The organism is Streptomyces sp. 3N207 (assembly GCF_052246355.1).
In the GTDB taxonomy this organism is placed as follows: Bacteria; Actinomycetota; Actinomycetes; order Streptomycetales; family Streptomycetaceae; genus Streptomyces.
This window is the reverse complement of sequence record NZ_JBQQBV010000003.1, coordinates 430,683-445,565: the sequence shown is the minus strand read 5'-3', so window position 1 is coordinate 445,565 and position 14,883 is coordinate 430,683. Positions and strand designations below refer to the sequence as shown.

Annotated in this window: 13 protein-coding genes; 9 read left to right on the top strand and 4 right to left on the bottom strand. The window is 73.0% G+C overall.

Annotated elements, in window-relative coordinates; all coding sequences use genetic code 11:
- Nucleotides 1–17 precede the first annotated feature (17 nt).
- On the bottom strand, nt 18–725 hold the full coding sequence (locus ACTWP9_RS07490; RefSeq protein WP_443245186.1) for a permease prefix domain 1-containing protein: 708 nt from the start codon (nt 723–725) through the stop codon (nt 18–20).
- Nucleotides 722–1,096 (bottom strand): PadR family transcriptional regulator, encoded by a 375-nt coding sequence (locus tag ACTWP9_RS07485; protein WP_443245185.1) that lies wholly within the window; start codon nt 1,094–1,096, stop codon nt 722–724. The genes ACTWP9_RS07490 and ACTWP9_RS07485 overlap by 4 nt, the downstream gene beginning before the upstream one ends.
- A gap of 103 nt (nt 1,097–1,199) precedes the next feature.
- Here ACTWP9_RS07485 and ACTWP9_RS07480 point away from each other — a divergent pair, with 103 nt between their 5' ends.
- Nucleotides 1,200–1,700, top strand: a complete 501-nt coding sequence (locus ACTWP9_RS07480) for a hypothetical protein (protein WP_443245184.1) — start codon at nt 1,200–1,202, stop codon at nt 1,698–1,700.
- A gap of 190 nt (nt 1,701–1,890) precedes the next feature.
- Here the strand turns inward: ACTWP9_RS07480 and ACTWP9_RS07475 are convergent, their stop codons facing one another.
- Nucleotides 1,891–2,445 (bottom strand): transglycosylase SLT domain-containing protein, encoded by a 555-nt coding sequence (locus ACTWP9_RS07475; RefSeq protein ID WP_443245183.1) that lies wholly within the window; start codon nt 2,443–2,445, stop codon nt 1,891–1,893.
- 347 nt (nt 2,446–2,792) lie between these two features.
- A complete protein-coding gene (locus tag ACTWP9_RS07470; protein ID WP_443245182.1) occupies nt 2,793–3,938 on the bottom strand; it encodes a sensor histidine kinase in 1,146 nt (381 codons plus the stop codon).
- Between the two features lie 324 nt (nt 3,939–4,262).
- Here ACTWP9_RS07470 and ACTWP9_RS07465 point away from each other — a divergent pair, with 324 nt between their 5' ends.
- The 8 genes from ACTWP9_RS07465 (at nt 4,263) to ACTWP9_RS07430 (ending at nt 14,772) form a co-directional block, all read left to right on the top strand.
- Complete coding sequence (locus tag ACTWP9_RS07465; RefSeq protein ID WP_443245181.1) at nt 4,263–4,475, top strand: hypothetical protein; 213 nt, start codon at nt 4,263–4,265, stop codon at nt 4,473–4,475.
- A 175-nt stretch (nt 4,476–4,650) separates the two neighbouring features.
- A complete protein-coding gene (locus ACTWP9_RS07460) occupies nt 4,651–4,830 on the top strand; it encodes a DUF6104 family protein (RefSeq protein ID WP_433099658.1) in 180 nt (59 codons plus the stop codon).
- Nucleotides 4,831–5,016: 186 nt separating this feature from the next.
- A complete protein-coding gene (locus tag ACTWP9_RS07455; RefSeq protein ID WP_443245180.1) occupies nt 5,017–6,057 on the top strand; it encodes a DUF4097 family beta strand repeat-containing protein in 1,041 nt (346 codons plus the stop codon).
- Between the two features lies 1 nt (nt 6,058).
- A complete protein-coding gene (locus tag ACTWP9_RS07450; protein ID WP_443245179.1) occupies nt 6,059–7,150 on the top strand; it encodes a helix-turn-helix transcriptional regulator in 1,092 nt (363 codons plus the stop codon).
- A gap of 201 nt (nt 7,151–7,351) precedes the next feature.
- Nucleotides 7,352–7,795 (top strand): CU044_2847 family protein, encoded by a 444-nt coding sequence (locus tag ACTWP9_RS07445; protein WP_443245178.1) that lies wholly within the window; start codon nt 7,352–7,354, stop codon nt 7,793–7,795.
- Between the two features lie 335 nt (nt 7,796–8,130).
- Nucleotides 8,131–10,485: a VMAP-C domain-containing protein gene (locus ACTWP9_RS07440; protein WP_443245177.1), complete on the top strand. Its 2,355-nt coding sequence runs from the start codon at nt 8,131–8,133 to the stop codon at nt 10,483–10,485.
- Between the two features lie 11 nt (nt 10,486–10,496).
- The gene (locus ACTWP9_RS07435; protein WP_443245176.1) at nt 10,497–11,561 is read left to right on the top strand and encodes an AAA family ATPase; all 1,065 of its coding nucleotides are present in this window, start codon (nt 10,497–10,499) and stop codon (nt 11,559–11,561) included.
- 7 nt (nt 11,562–11,568) lie between these two features.
- Nucleotides 11,569–14,772 carry an SAV_2336 N-terminal domain-related protein gene (locus ACTWP9_RS07430; protein WP_443245175.1) on the top strand — a complete coding sequence of 1,068 codons (3,204 nt, stop codon included), beginning with the start codon at nt 11,569–11,571 and terminating at the stop codon, nt 14,770–14,772.
- Nucleotides 14,773–14,883 lie beyond the last annotated feature (111 nt).

Below are 14,883 nucleotides of genomic sequence, written 5' to 3'. Positions count from 1 at the left end.
TCCCTCCCGGCAGGCGCTCACCCCTCCAGGGCGTCGGCAGCTGGTACGAGGCAGCGGCGGCAGACGCGGACCGAGGTGCTCAGCACGGCGTGCGAGGCGGCGGACAGTGCGCCCGCCAGCACGAGCAGCGGCCACTGCGCGGTCACGAACGCCGTGCAGGCCAGCGCCAGGGTGGCCACCGCCATACCGACGCTCGCCCCCGTCCCCGTCCAGGCGACCACACGGGGCAGCGCGTGAGGGCTGGGAAACCGGCGCGCCAGCACCCCACCGGTGGCAGCGAGGGCAACGGCGGCCAGCAGCGTACTGACGGCCGCGAGCAGCGCCAGCGGAGCGGCCGGCAGGCCGACTGCGGTCCGCGCCAGCGCCCAGCACACCAGCAGGAAGGGCACGCAGAGCGCTGCCGCGCGTGCGGTGTGGCGGGTCTGGACGACCGTCAGCTCACGCTGGCACGCCGGCACCAGTTCGGCCACCGGCCCGAAGTCCCGTACCGCCCTGCGCGCTGCCTCGGCGCGGGGCATGCCCTCGTGGACGTAGGCGTCGGTCGCGTCCAGCAGGCCGTCATGAATCTCCGTGACCATGCGCGACTTGACCCGCGCGGGGCCGACCAGAGCGGTGCTCAGCGCCGCGGTGTAGTCCACCAGCGGGTCGGGATGCTGTTGCTGCCCGCTCATCTCGCGCACGCGGTTCACGTTGCTCTCGTCGCTCTTCACGCTCTTCTCGTTCATGTTGCGGGCCTGGGCCGGGCGGTTGCGCTGGGGGTCGAGGTCCGGGTCCCCGCAGGCGCGTCGAGGACCGCGCCGATCGCTGCCGTGAATTCCTGCCATGCGGTCCGTTCCTCCGAGAGTGCGCGGCGGCCGGCGTCGGTCAGCGTGTAGCAGCGTCGGCGCCGTTCGCCGACGGACTGCCAGTCGCTCGCCAGCAGCCCCAGCCGCTCCAGCCGGTTGAGCGCCGGGTAGACGGTGCCTGTCCGTAGCTCCAGCGCGCCGCTACTTCGCTCCTGCACCGCGGTGATGATCGCGTACCCGTGCAGCGGGCCGGGTTCCAGCACAGCCAGCAGCAGTCCGTCGAGATGCCCTCGCACCGCCTCCGTCTTCATAGGGGCAGTGTAGGCACAGAACATATTGGTGTGCTACCTATTGGCAGCCAACGTATATGCGTTGGCTGCCCACATATCCACCCGCTCGAACCGGGGGTCCTAGGTGACCAAGCTGCTGCTCTCCCTCCATGTACTCGCGGCGATCCTGGCCGTGGGGCCCATCTCGGTCGCCGCGTCGATATTTCCGCGGGCTGCCAGAGAGTTGCTGACCGCTGGGGAAGGTGCCCGCAAGGGACGCGGCGCGGGAGCAGCCGCGCTGCTGCACCGCATCTGCAAGGGATACGCCGTCTTCGGAGTGGCCGTACCGGTCTTCGGCATGGCCACCGGCATACAACTCGGCGTAATGACCGACATATGGCTGGTCGCCTCCGTCATCCTGACGACCCTCGCCGCGATTCTCCTCGGCGCCGTCGTCCTGCCCCGCCAGGCGCGGCTGCTGGGTGCCGCGGGCATCGGTCTCGACGAGGGCGAAGCGGCCCCCGAGATACCCGACCCGCGCGCCGCCGCTGCCCGACTGGCCATGGTGACCGGCATCTTCAACCTGCTGTGGGCGGTGGTGGTCGTCCTGATGATCGTCCGCCCCGGCTCGACGACGGGAGCCTGACGCCTGCTCACAGTCGATTGGTCGGGCGGCTCACCGCTGCCGCTCGTACGTTGCCCCGGCCTGGGGCCGGCGATGAAAGCGCGTCTGCTGAGGCAGGGGTGCAGAAGCAGCGAAGGAGCGGGTGGGAGGTGTTCCTCCCACCCGCTCCTGTTCGCATGCGGTGTGTGCTGGGTGTGGCCGTGGTTCGGCCTTAGTAGGCGGAGTCGACGTTGTCCATGGAGCCGTAGCGGTCGGCTGCGTAGTTGCAGGCGGCGACGATGTTGGCTACGGGGTCGGTGAGTTTGTCGGGGGTGCCTTCGACGTGGAAGCGGTCGAAGGTGGGCTGGATGACCTGGAGCAGGCCCTTGGAGGGGGTGCCCTTCTTGGCGTTGATGTCCCAGTCGTTGACCGCGTTGGGGTCACCGGCCGATTCGCGGATGATGTTGCGCTTGATGCCGTCGTAGGAGCCGGGGATGTCGTGCTTGGCCATGATGGCGCGGGCCTCACGGATCCAGCCGTCGAGGTTGTCCGCGTACTTGCCGCCGGCCTGCTGGTCGTCCGCCTTCTGTGCCTTCTTGGCGTGTGCGGCCTGCATGCTCACGTGCTGCGCGGTCGAGGCGGCGCTCTCGATGGCGGCGGGCTTGGCGGGGGCCTCGGCGTGGGCGGTGCCGGCCAGTGCGGTGGCGGCGATACCGGCCGCGCCCAGGGCGGTCAGGCCGGTGGTGGCGAGGCGGGCGGGCTTGAGGGTACGCAGGGTGTTACGCATGCGAGCAGAGGAGCCTTTCGTGGGGGGACGTTCCGGCCGCGCGCCCCGGGGCGTCCCGGTCTCGTCGCGGCCTGGCACCCACCCTGGGAACCGGCTCCCCCACCCGGCAAATATGTGACGTACGATCCAGAATCGTGACAATCTGGACAGAGGGTCGGCCATGCCCCTTCCGCCCCAGGTCAGAGCAGCGCAGACATACGAAGCGATATGAAGCTGCCTCGTAAGTGATCTGGGTCCTATGGGCGCCCTCACAATCCACCCCCGTCGAGCTCCCGCGTTCTGCACCCGCAGCGAGATCGTCTGTACGCGCGGTAGGCGGATTCGGGCGCCCCGGCGGGGAGGGTCTGTCAGCTCGGCCAGGGGAGGGCGGCGTACAGCCGGTAGTCGGGGCCGTCCCAGCCGTGTTCCAGGATGCCGCCCGCGAGGAGGGTGCGCTCCTTCAGCCCGATGAGGCCCTGCCCGGCGCCGGGGATCCCGGGGCCGGGGTCCGCACCGTCACGCGGTGCGCCCTCGCGCTTCGCGGGGTTGCGGATCTCGACCGTCAGGCCCCTTCCCGAGGCGCCCCGTACGGTCACGGAGACCGGGAGGCCGGGGCCCGCTCCATGCTTGCGGGCGTTCGTCAGGCCCTCCTGCACGATGCGGTACGCCGTACGGCCGGTGATCGCGGGCGCCCTCTCCGGACCGCCCGCCACGTCCACGTCGAGGGTGACGCGGGCTCCTGCCTGCCGTGACTCGTCCGCGAGCCGTTCGACGTCGGCGAGCACCGGCTGCGGACGATCGCCGTCCTCCGGTGCGCGCAGTACGCCGATGATGTCCCGCAGGTCCTCCAGCGCCTGGTGCGCGCTGTCCCGGATGACGGCCGCCGCCCGCCCCACCTGCTCCGGGGCGCCGCCCGGGTTGAACTCCAGGGCGCCCGCGTGAACGCTCAGCAGCGAGAGCCGGTGCGCCAGTACGTCGTGCATCTCGCGCGCAATGTCCTCCCGCGCCTCGCGCCGTGCCTCGGACGCGGCACGTGCGGCCCGCTCGCGCAGCGAGACGACGAGCTGACGCCGGGAACGTACGTACAGGCCCCAGCCGATGGCCCCGGCGAGGAGCGCGAAATAGGTGAGGGACGACGCCGTGCGCGGGTCGTCGGCCGCCGGTCCGCTCGCCAGGAAGATCGGCACCGGTGCGAACGCCAGGACCGACAGACACGCCGTCACTCGCGGCGGCCTGTCCACCGCCACGGTGAACAGCGCGACGAGGATCGGGCCCGTGATGAAGTGTGAGAAGGGCTCGGCGAGCAGCAGCACGACGGCGAGCGGCACCGGCAGCCGTCGCCGCAGGAAGAGCGCCGCACACGCCAGACCACCGGCCAACTGGTCCACGAGTAGCGCGGTTTCCGAAGTGCCGGGGGCGATCGCCACCGAGTCGGCGCTGAGCACCAGGAAGCACCCGGCGAACAGGAACGCGCCGATGTCGACGGCCCACTCCCGCACTCCGCGGCGCCTCACCCGTCCCTCCGCCCCGGCCCCTGCGCGCCCTCCCGTGCGGCGAGTCCACAGCGCCGTACGGCGAACCCACCGCGCCGCGCGGCGAACCGGCCCCTCCGCGCGGCGAACCGGCCACCGTGTGCGGGTGAACCCTCGCCTCGTATTACGGCCAATCCCGAGCAGCCCCATGGGGCGAATCTAAGGCTCGCCGCCGCCTGTTAGGGCCGGGCTGCCCGGAGGTATCGACTTCGGTATGACACCTGCGCGCCGATCGCAGACTTCCGTCGCCCCCGCCGACCCCGAAGCCGGATCCCTGGTCCGTTCCGCACGGGTCAGCCTGCTGCCATGAAGAACCTTCTGGGTTTCGTCTCGTTCCTCCTCATCGCACAGGGCGCGGGCGGCCTCATACATGAACTGACCGGTGGCCGGTTCCACCTGTGGACGCTGGTCCACCGCATCGGCTTCCTCGACGGCTACGAGATCTACGCCTGCGTCCTGTCGATAGCCCTCGGCATCGCGGTCGGCGCGGCCTCGGACGCGGTGAAGCGCCCCGGCTGACGTGGGCGGGAGCACGGCCCGGGCCCGGCTCGGGACGCGGGCGGCCCGGCATACTCTGGGGCGGAGGCGTCCGGCCGCGCTCTCACCCCAGTACGTATCCGATTCCGAAGTACGTACCCGACGTACGTATCCCCTGTACGTGTCCGACCGCATGTACCCGACCAGGAGCAGAACCGTGTACTTCACCGACCGTGGCATCGAAGAGCTGGAGCAGCGGCGCGGCGAGGAAGAGGTCAGTTTCGCGTGGCTGTCCGAGCAGCTGCGGACCTTCGTCGATCTGAACCCGGACTTCGAGGTGCCGGTGGAGCGGCTGGCGACCTGGCTGGCGCGGCTGGACGACGAGGACGAGGAGTGAGGGCGGGCCGTACCCGCTGAAGCCCGTGCGGCGAGCGCTCCGTCCCGACTGCCGCCCCTCCCCGCGAGGCTTGCGCGTAACGCGATACGCGACATATCGTGTCTGCATCGAGACGCGATATGTCGTTGCGCGTGGGCAGGTGCCGTGTGCCCGTACGCCGCAGCGCCCGAGCCTGGGGAGGCCGCAGTGCCCGCACCCGACAGCCGCTCGTGGCAGATCACCGAGCCGCGGCGGATCGAGTTCGACGATCCGGTGACCGAACTGGATGTCCGGGTGGTGAACGGGACCGTCAACGTCGTCGGCACCGCCGATGCGACCACCCGCGTCGAGATCGGCAAGGTCGAGGGCCCGCCGCTGCTGGTGCGGCGTGAGGGCGGCAGACTCGTCGTCGCCTACGAGGACCTTCCCTGGCGCGGATTCCTCAAGTGGCTGGACCGCAAGGGCTGGCGGCGCGAGGTGGAGGTGTCGGTGCGGGTTCCGGCGGCTGCCGCGCTGACGGTCGGCGTGGTGGGGGCCAGCGCCGTCGTCTCCGGGGTACGTGGTCGCACCCGGGTGGCCGGAGTCTCGGGCGGCACCACGCTGGTCGGACTGGCCGGTCCCGTAAGAGCCGAAACCGTCTCGGGCAGCGTGGAGACCCAACGGCTCTCCGGATCACTGCACTTCTCCACCGTCTCCGGCGATCTGACGTGCATCGACGCCTCGGCCTCCAAGATCAAGGCCGACTCCGTCAGCGGCGCGATGATCCTCGATCTGCGGTCGCCCCGGGTGGGCGAGCACGCCGACATCCGGCTCTCCAGCGTCTCGGGCGAGCTCGCGCTCCGGCTCCCCGACGACGCGGATCTGACGGTGGACGCCTCCACCGCGGGCGGCGCCGTCTCCAGTGCCTTCGACGAACTGTCGACCGGCGGCGACTGGGGCGCCCACCGCGTGACCGGCACCCTCGGCGCGGGCCGCGGCGCCCTGCACGCCGTCAACGTCTCCGGCGGCCTAGCCGTCCTGCGCCGGCCACCGGGCGACGACCCGGTGGAAGACCCGGTGGAAGACGTGGACCGCGTGGACGACCTCGGCCCCTGGGACGGCATGGACGACCTGGACGGTCCTGGCGACGGCTCGCCGTCCGCGGAAGACCTCGGCGACGCAGGCCAGGACGCCGCCGCAGCCGGCGGCCCGCATCCCCCCGAGCGCCCCGGCACCCTCGGCAACCCCTCTCCGGCGAAGGACCTGTGACATGCCTCCCGTCTTCGCGCACGGCCGCCTGCGTCTGTACCTGCTGATGCTGCTCGACGAGGCACCGCGTCACGGCTATGAAGTGATGCGTCTTCTCGAAGAGCGCTTCCAGGGGCTGTACGCGCCGTCCGCCGGCACCGTCTACCCACGGCTGGCCAAACTGGAGGCCGAGGGCCTGGTCAGCCACACCACCGAGGGCGGCCGCAAGGTCTACGCGATCACCGAGGCCGGCCGTGCCGAACTGGCCGACCGGCAGGCCGAACTCGCCGAGCTGGAGGTCGAGATCCGCGACTCCGTCGCCGCGCTCGCCGCGGACATCCGCGAGGACGTCAGTGGTACCGCCAGCGACCTGCGCCGCGAGATGCGGGAACAGGCGCGGAACACGCGCGGCCGGGCCAAGGGTGGCCGCGCCCGTCCCGGCGCCGATGCCGCCTCCCGCACCGGCGAGCCCTCCGGCTGGGACGACGGCTGGGAGGGCGGCTGGGCCGGCGTCTGGGGGGACAAGGAGGCGTGGCGGCGCGCCAAGGAAGAGATGCGCCACGCCAAGGACGAGTGGAAGGAGCAGGCCCGCAAGGCCAAGGAGGAGGCCCAGCAGGCCAGGCGCCAGGCGAAGAAGGAGCGCGAGGCGCACACCGAGGCGCTGGCCGAGGTGCGGCGTATCGCCCGCCAGGTGCAGGAGCAGGTGCAGACCCGGATGCGCGCGGGGGACTGGCCGGGCGCGGTCCGCGACGGCATGTCCGAACTGGCCCGCGAAATGGGCGATCTGGGCCGCCTGACCGGCCAGACACCGCCCTGGCCTCCGGAGGACGGCCCGCAGCCGTCCGATGCGGAGTCCTACGCCGAGTCCGAAGTGCCGCTCGCCGAGTCCACGGGTGATCCGGTGCGCGACCTCGAACGCCTTCTGGACCGTTTCCGCGACGACGTTCGGGACGCGGCCCGTGACCACGGCGTCAGCGAAGCCCAACTGCGCGAGGTACGCCGCCATCTGTCCACCGCGGCGGCCCATATCGGCGCCGTGCTGCGCAGCCCGCACGCCGGCAAGGAACGGCCCGGCAGAGAGGGGACCGAGGGCACCGGCTCGGGCGACAGCTGACTCCCGCCCCCCGAGCCCTGGCAGCGTACTCTCCCGCCTCGGCCCGGTGACAGCCCCTCCGGACTTCCTAGTGCGCGTCGTCCGGCACGGTCGCGCCATGGGCTCGCGCGGGGTTCAATGTGACCTCGCGCAGGGCACGTTGACGCGAGTGGGGCACGAGTGGGGCACGAGTAGGTCGAGCGGGGAAACGAGGGGGCGCACATGGAGCGGGAGATCCGGGAGATCACGTTGCCGGGCGGGGAGACGGTGCTGGCCCGGGTGCATGTCCTGGACGAGGACGAAGCCCCCCTCGGCGCCGAGGATTTCGAGTACGACGACGTCGGCATCCGCGACCAGCTCATAGCGCGGGCCCAGCAGCTCAACGAGGTGATCGGCGGCGTGGGCTCCGCCGTCCTCGGCGCCGCCCGGCACGCAAGGCCGGACGAGGTCAGCGTCACGTTCGGCGTCGAGCTGGCCGTGAAGTCCGGCAAGGCGCTCGCCGCCGTCCTCGCCGAAGGAGAGGCCAAGGGCTCGGTCTCCGTCACCCTCACCTGGCACAAGCCCGAGGCGACGACGGACGACCGGATGACCGACGACCCGACGACGGACAGCCCGAGCAGCCACCCGGGCACCGGCAGCAACACCACGGCTCCGCACGGCCGATGAACACCGGCGGGCGAGTGCGCACACCGGGGCCGCGGACTTGCCGTCCTCTGCGACCCTCCCCGGGGTACGCGCGGACGGCTCCCGGCCCCGCCCGGCCCCCGGTTGCGTACGCGGGGAAGAGGCATCGCCGAGCCCAAGTGCCGTCCCGTTGAAACGGGTTGGGGGACCCACCTCTCCCGGGTGTCACACCCGGCGACTAGCCTGCTACCTCATACACCTCACACAGGGAAGCCACGGGGGAACGGGGCGTAGAGGGGGAGCGCTGTGACTGGAGTGCGAGCCGCGCGACGCGGGGGGCCACGATTCGGCGTGCTGCTGTGCGCGCTCTGTGTCGTATGAACGCCCCCGCGAACCTCGCCGACTCCGTTCGCGCATCTGTCGTGCGCATCGGGGCACCCCCCGACGGGTACGACGGAAGCAGCGGGACAAGCGACGACAGTCGTCGCAGCGACAGGAACCGGCGAGCGTTCTGGGGGAGCGGTTTCTTTGTCGCGCCCGGATGGGTCCTCACGTGCGCCCATGTCGTCGGCAAGGGTGCCGCACCCGTATGGAGGGGGGAGCGCGCCATCGGCATCACGATCGGGGACACCGCGGACACAGCGGCAGCTGCCGGTGCGGCCGATGCCGTCGGCGCAGCCGACCTGAGCAGCGCGGGCCGGCCGGACAGCGTCGAGCGCCCCTCCGGCAGCACCGTCCTCCTCGGTGAGCTGGCGTTCGTGCTGCCGCTGCCCGAGGACCCCCTGGCGCCCCCGTCCCCTTGGCCCTTCCCCGACCTGGCGCTGGTACGTGTGCCGGGCGCCGAGGACGCGGACTGCCTGTGGTTGAGCGACCGTTCGGTGCTGACACCCGCGGACATCGGGCTGTACGGCTGGGCGCCCGCGGAGGTGCGGGGCGAGCAGATGTTCTTCACCGGTCTCGGGAAGGCCACCGGGGTCGTCGGCCGCCCGCTCATGCTCAGCGGCGACCAGCTGACCGAGGGCTGTTCGGGCGGGCCCGTGCTCGACCAGCGGCGCGGCACGGTGCTCGGCGTCAGCAAGGGCGCGGGCCGCAGGCCGGGCTCGGGCCTGGCCACACCCGTCACCGCGCTCCGCAAGCTGTGCGACGCGGGGCCGCGCGGCGCCCGCGTGCTGCACGAGGTGCTGTCCGCACACGACAGGCACCATCTGCGGCGCTACAACGGCTTCGGCCACAGCTGGCACCGGCAGCACACACGGCTGGGCCCGTCCGGCGGGGAGCCCGCCTACGGTTTCACGGTGGACCGGCGCGCCGAGCTGTACGCGCTGTTCGCCGAGGTGGAGCCGCCCACCGGTGCAGGCCAGGTGCTGCAACTGGCCAACGAAGCCCGCAACATGGTGCTCCGCTGGCCCTACACGCTGCGGGACCACGACCCCCGCTCCTGGCGGGAGGGCGCCGGACTGCTCTACGACCCGCGGGACGACAGCACGACGGAAGAGGAGCCCTCCCCCGACCTCGCGCTGGAGGCGGTGGTGCTGTACGCCGCGAAGGTGACCGCCGCGCTCACCCGTTCGGGCAGGGCGCGTACGCCACGGGCGGCCCGCGCGCTGGCCGACCTGCGCGAGTGGGTGGAGCGGACGGCGCGGACGCTGCTCAACGACGTCATCCGCGCCCGCGTCCCCGGTGTGCTGGACGGCCACCGTCCGGCGTCGGCGGCGCGTGCCGACGTACTGGTCGAGATCGAGCCGGACATCTACGGGTCGGGACGGCACGGCTGGCGGGTGGCACTGGTCCGTTCGGCCGACCGTGACGACCTCCTGGGCGGGGAAGCCACCGACATCGGGGACGTTGGAGGTGCAGCCCTCGGGGACACCGGGAACGGCGCCCAGGCCGAGGACGGCGAGCGCGAGGAGGTCACCGTCGAGCAGAGCCGGGAGGACGTGCCGCGCTCGCGGCTGGAGGAGGCCGTGCGCGGGGCGCTGTCGCAGGCGCTGGACCAGTGCGATGTGGACGACCATCTGGCCGCGGTGGAGTTCCTGCTGCCGCGCGCGCTGTTCGACGAGCGGGTGGACGCGTGGCGGGCCCGGCCCTACGACCCGTCCGACCCGTTCAACCCGCACACCCTGCCGCTGGGCCAGCGCAGGCTCGTGGTGGTGCGCGACAGGACCCGTAAGGACCAGGGCTTCACACCCGAGTGCCGCAGCCGCGCCGCCGCCGTTCTCGACGGCCCCATGGAGGCCGTGCCGCTGCGCCGGGAGGTGCCGGTTTCGGGCCACAGTGCGGGTGTCCCCGAGGGCGGTCAGGCTGCCTACGGGCGGCTGCTGACGGCGCCTCCCGGCGCCGTGCCGGTGTACTGCGCGCGGACCGGCAGCGGCCCGGGAGCCCGCGCCATGGCGGCGGCGCTCGGCGCGGGCCACGCCGTGGCGCTGTGGCGGCACTCCTACAGCGACGAGCACGACCACGACGACTGCGCCGAGTTCCACGAACAGGCAGCCGAACTGCTGCGCGAGGCACACTCGGCGCGGCGGCTGCCGCTGCACATCCGGACCCTGCGCAACAGGAACGCCGACGTGACCGACGACACAGCCGGAACAACTGGCGTGAACGAGGCGCTAATTGATCCCTCGTCGGCCTGGGCACGGCATATCGTCCTGCTTTACGATCCGCCCCACAGAACCTCGGGGGACGGACCGCTGCGCGAACCACCGCTCATGCCCAGACCGCCGACAGCGTAGAGGAGCACACCGTGAGCGATTGGCGCATCTACCGCGGCGCGGGCGTACCGCACGAGGGTGTGCGCGAGCTGCCCGAGCCGCCGCCGTGGCGTGACTTCACCGGCGCCGGCACCGGGCCCGACTCCCCCGGCGGGGCGAGCGGTGACGACCCTGAGGGCGCCGACACCGCCCGGCGACTGGGCGCCCGGCGCCGCCTGGTGGAGAGTCTCCATCCGCGCCCCGAGGAGGTCGAGGCCGTCAACGCGGCGCTGTATCTGCGCCGTCCGCTGCTGGTCACCGGCAACCCGGGCACCGGCAAGTCCACCCTCGCGCACGCGGTCGCGCACGAGCTGGGCCTGGGCCGGGTGCTGCGCTGGCCCATCGTCAGCCGTACGACGCTGCACGACGGGCTCTACCACTACGACGCCATCGGCCGGCTCCAGGACGTCCAGCTGGACCGTGCCGTGGCCGGAGACGGCAGCACCCCGCCGGCCCGTCCGCCGGTCGGGTCGTATCTGCGGCTCGGCCCGCTCGGTACGGCGCTGCTGCCCGCGCGGCCCACCGAGCCGGACGGAGTGCCGCTGCCGCGGGTGCTGCTCGTCGACGAGCTGGACAAGAGCGACATAGACCTGCCCAGCGACCTGCTGAACGTCCTGGAGGACGGCGAGTTCACCATCCCCGAGCTGGAGCGCATCGCCGACCGCGAGCCGGTCACCGAGGTACTGACGGCGGACGGCGACAAGGTCCGGATCGAGGGCGGCCGGGTGCGCTGCACCGTCTTCCCGTTCATCGTGCTCACCTCCAACGGGGAGCGCGACTTCCCGGCCGCGCTGCTGCGCCGCTGCATCCAGCTCGACCTCAAACCACCGGGCGACGAACAGCTCGCCGCGATGGTCTCCGCGCATCTGGGGGAGGAGGCGCTGGAGGACGGCGCCGAACTGGTCCAGCGGTTCCTGCGGCGCGAGCCGGGACAGGTCCTCGCCACCGACCAACTGCTCAACGCCCTGTTCCTGACACAGCGCGCCTCGGGCGTCGAGCGGGTCACCCGCGACCGGCTCGCCGAGATGCTGCTACGCCCTCTCGACCGCCCGAGGTGACCGTCACATGAGTGCGGCGTCGACCCCGCCGCGGCAACCTCGGGACCCTGCGCGGTCCACGGCCGGCTCGTGGCCCCCGCAGCGGTCCGTGCGGGACGTGGCGGAGCTGGTGGCACGGCTGCGGGCCGCCGGCTGGGACCCGGAGGCCGAAGAGATCGCCGAGGCGCTGTGGCTGGCCCGCTTCGGGGTGGGGCGGACTGGAGGAGGGCCCGACGCGGACTCCACCGGGCCGGGCTATCCAGGGAACCGGACGCCGCAGCCGGAGCCTCCCATGCCACCAGCCGAGGACCACGACGCCACCGAGCCGGGAGAGACCCCCACGACCCCGGAGCGCACGGCCCCGGTCTCCCTGTTCGCACCGCGCAGACACGGCGGGTCACCCCCGGCGGGCTTCCCGGTGCGGGCACCTGCGGCGGGAGCACTGTCCGGGCTGCTCGGACTCCAGCACGCGCTGCGCCCGTTGCACGGCTACCGGCCGCCGCTGCCACCCGCCACCGGAGCGCTGGACGAGGATGCCACCGCGGACCTGAGCGCCCGCTCCACCGCGGTACGGCCCGTCTTCGGCACCGAGGTCCGCCGCTACAGCGAGATCCAGCTCATCATGGACGCCTCGCCCACCGCCTCGGTGTGGCAGCCCACCCTGGAGCGGCTGCGGCAGACCTTCGAACAGCTCGGCGCCTTCCGCGATGTCCAGGTGCGCTATCTGCACCGCGCCCGCGACGGCGCCCCGCTCATCGGCACCGGACCCGCCGAGGGCCCCGCACGGCTGCGCCCCGCCGACGAGTACCGCGACACCACAGGGCGCCGCCTCACCCTCGTCGTCAGCGACTGCGTGGGCGCGCTGTGGCAGGACGGCCGCGCCCAGCGCCTGCTGCACCACTGGTCCGGCCGCTCACCGCTGGCCGTCGTCCAGCCGCTGCCGCCCCGGCTGTGGCCGCGTACCGCGCTGCCCGCCGAACCCGGGCAGCTGCTGCGGGAACGCCGGGCCGGCGGACGTATCACCTTCGAGCCGGACAGCTACGGCCCGCTCCCGCCGGCGGACGCGGTGCCGGTGCCGGTGCTGCTGCCCACACCCGAGGCGCTGGGCAACTGGGCGCGGCTGCTGGGCACCGACAGCGAGCGTGCCGTGGCCGGTGCCGCCGCCTGGGTGCTGCCCCGGCACCCGGCGATGCCCCCGCCGCGCACCCCCGCGGGCGGCGTACCGGCGCGCACCCTGCTGCGCGAGTTCCGTAACACCGCCTCGCCAGGCGCCCTCGATCTGGCCGTGCACCTGGCCGTGGTGCCGCTGCTGCTGCCGGTCATCCATCTGGTGCAGGAGGCGATGCTCCCCGACACCGGTCCGATGGAGCTGGCCGAGGTGCTGCTCTCCGGGCTGCTGACCCGGCTGCCGGAGGAGGAGGACGAGCCGGACGCGGCGGGCTGCCGCAGGACCCGGCTGCACGGCCCCCGCTACACGTTCGCACCCGGCGTCCGCGAGCTGCTGCTGCAATCCCTGGACCAGGGCGCCGCCGTGCTCATCCTCAAGCATCTGTCCGCCTACGTGGCGCAGCGCTTCGGCAGGGGCACCCGCAACTTCGCCGCCATGGCAGTCGCCCAGCTCACCGGCCGCGCCGAGGCGGAGCGCGCGGGCCGCGACCCGGACGGCACCGTCGGGGACGGCGCGGAGCCGGACGAGGCCGAGAACGGCGACGAACTGTTCGCGACCATCCCCGCCGAAGTCGTCCGCTTCTATCTGCCCGAGCAGACCGCGGCCGACCAGGTGGCCGAGACCGAACGGCTGCTGCGCCAGTGGCGCGCCCAGGGGGACATCCAACTGCTGCACCGGGCCCGCTCGGTCGGTGAGGCGGCCCGCGCCGCGGACCGCGACAGCCCACGGGCCCGGCTGGTGCTGGGCCGGGTGCTGCACGCACTCGCCGGTACGGCGGCCGTACGGCGCAGCCCGCAGGGCCCCGAGCCGCTGCTGCGGGACGCCGCGGAACTGCTGACGGACAACGAGCCCGGCGCGCTGCTGGAGCGCGCCGGTGTCGAGCACTCGCTGTGGCAGGTGCGCGGCGGCACCCGGCATCTGCTGCGCGCGGAAGGACTGCTGCGTTCGCTGGCGGGCCACACCACGGCCGCGGGAGACACGGCGGACCCGTCACTGCCGCCGGACGCCGAGCGCACCCGTAAACTCCGGCTGGGCCGGGTGCTGCTCGCACTGGCCCAGGCCGCACCCGAACACCGCCACAGGGCGGCCCCCGAGGCCGTCAGCGAACTCCGCGAAGCGAGCGACATGCTGGCAGACCGCGCGCCAGGGTCTCCCGAGCCCTCCAGCGCACCCGCGACCTCCCAGGCCGGGCCCGCAACGGCCGGGAGCGCACCGCCGACCGGGCAGACATCTGACGCCCGAGCCCGCGACGAGAACCAGGCGCAGCGCTGCGGCGCCCTCCTCGACCTGGCGTCCGCACTGCGGTTGAGCGGCGCCCCGCCGCAGGAGCGTCTCGATGTGCTGGAGGAGGCCGGGGCCCTCGCGGGCGAGCGGTCCGGACTGCGGCTGCGCTGTGCGAGGGAGCGCGCCCGCGTGCTGCGCGAGACCCGCGACTGGGAGGCGGCTGCCGAGGCGTACACGGAGGCCGAACGGCTGTCGGAACGCGACAGCGCTCAGCGCGGCGAACTGCTCATCGAGTGGGGCGAGATGCTGCTCACCGAAGCGGGCGACCTGGGGCGCGCAGAGGGGCTGCTGCGCGAGGCCCTCACCCGCGCGCCGTCCGGCAGTCCGGCTGTGGCCAGGGCGGCGCTGCTGCTCGGCCGCGTCCTGCTGCTGCGCTACGAAGGTGAGAGCTTCCTGCCCGACCTGTATGAGGGGTGCCATCTGCTGGAGCATGCCGCACGCCAGGGCGCCGAAGCGGAGGCGCGTGCGCAGGCGTGGCTGCGGCTGGGAAGGGCCCGTGCGCTCTTCCCTGAGGCTGCCCCGGAGTCCCAGCAGGCGGCAGCCGAGTTCTCCAAGGCGCTGGAGGAGCTTGCCGAATCGCGCGAGCACGGCTCCGTCACCGCTGCCCGCGCCCTGCACGGCAGGGCCGAATTCCACCGCTCTCAGGGGCGTACGGAGGAGGCGCTGGCGGACTACCGCGCGGCGGAGGCCGAGTGGCAGTTGCTGGCCGGCCAGCTGGCGGACATCCCCTGGGCCGAGGTACGCGACACCAGGGACCGGGTCGCCGAACTGGCGGGCTGAGCAGCGACGAGGGGATGGACCGGCACGGTGCGCGTGACCGGACCCGCGCGGTGAACGGGGTCGAACGGACGCGGAAAACGGGGGAGAAGAGACGCGGTGAACGGGGGGAGG

Bases quoted from the DNA above. Each gene is read 5' to 3' on its own strand.
- ACTWP9_RS07465 (WP_443245181.1), top strand. From the start codon at position 4,263: ATGAAGAACCTTCTGGGTTTCGTCTCGTTCCTCCTCATCGCACAGGGC.
- ACTWP9_RS07485 (WP_443245185.1), bottom strand. From the start codon at position 1,096: ATGAAGACGGAGGCGGTGCGAGGGCATCTCGACGGACTGCTGCTGGCT.
- ACTWP9_RS07440 (WP_443245177.1), top strand. From the start codon at position 8,131: ATGAACGCCCCCGCGAACCTCGCCGACTCCGTTCGCGCATCTGTCGTG.
- ACTWP9_RS07430 (WP_443245175.1), top strand. From the start codon at position 11,569: ATGAGTGCGGCGTCGACCCCGCCGCGGCAACCTCGGGACCCTGCGCGG.
- ACTWP9_RS07445 (WP_443245178.1), top strand. From the start codon at position 7,352: ATGGAGCGGGAGATCCGGGAGATCACGTTGCCGGGCGGGGAGACGGTG.
- ACTWP9_RS07450 (WP_443245179.1), top strand. From the start codon at position 6,059: ATGCCTCCCGTCTTCGCGCACGGCCGCCTGCGTCTGTACCTGCTGATG.
- ACTWP9_RS07475 (WP_443245183.1), bottom strand. From the start codon at position 2,445: ATGCGTAACACCCTGCGTACCCTCAAGCCCGCCCGCCTCGCCACCACC.
- ACTWP9_RS07490 (WP_443245186.1), bottom strand. From the start codon at position 725: ATGAACGAGAAGAGCGTGAAGAGCGACGAGAGCAACGTGAACCGCGTG.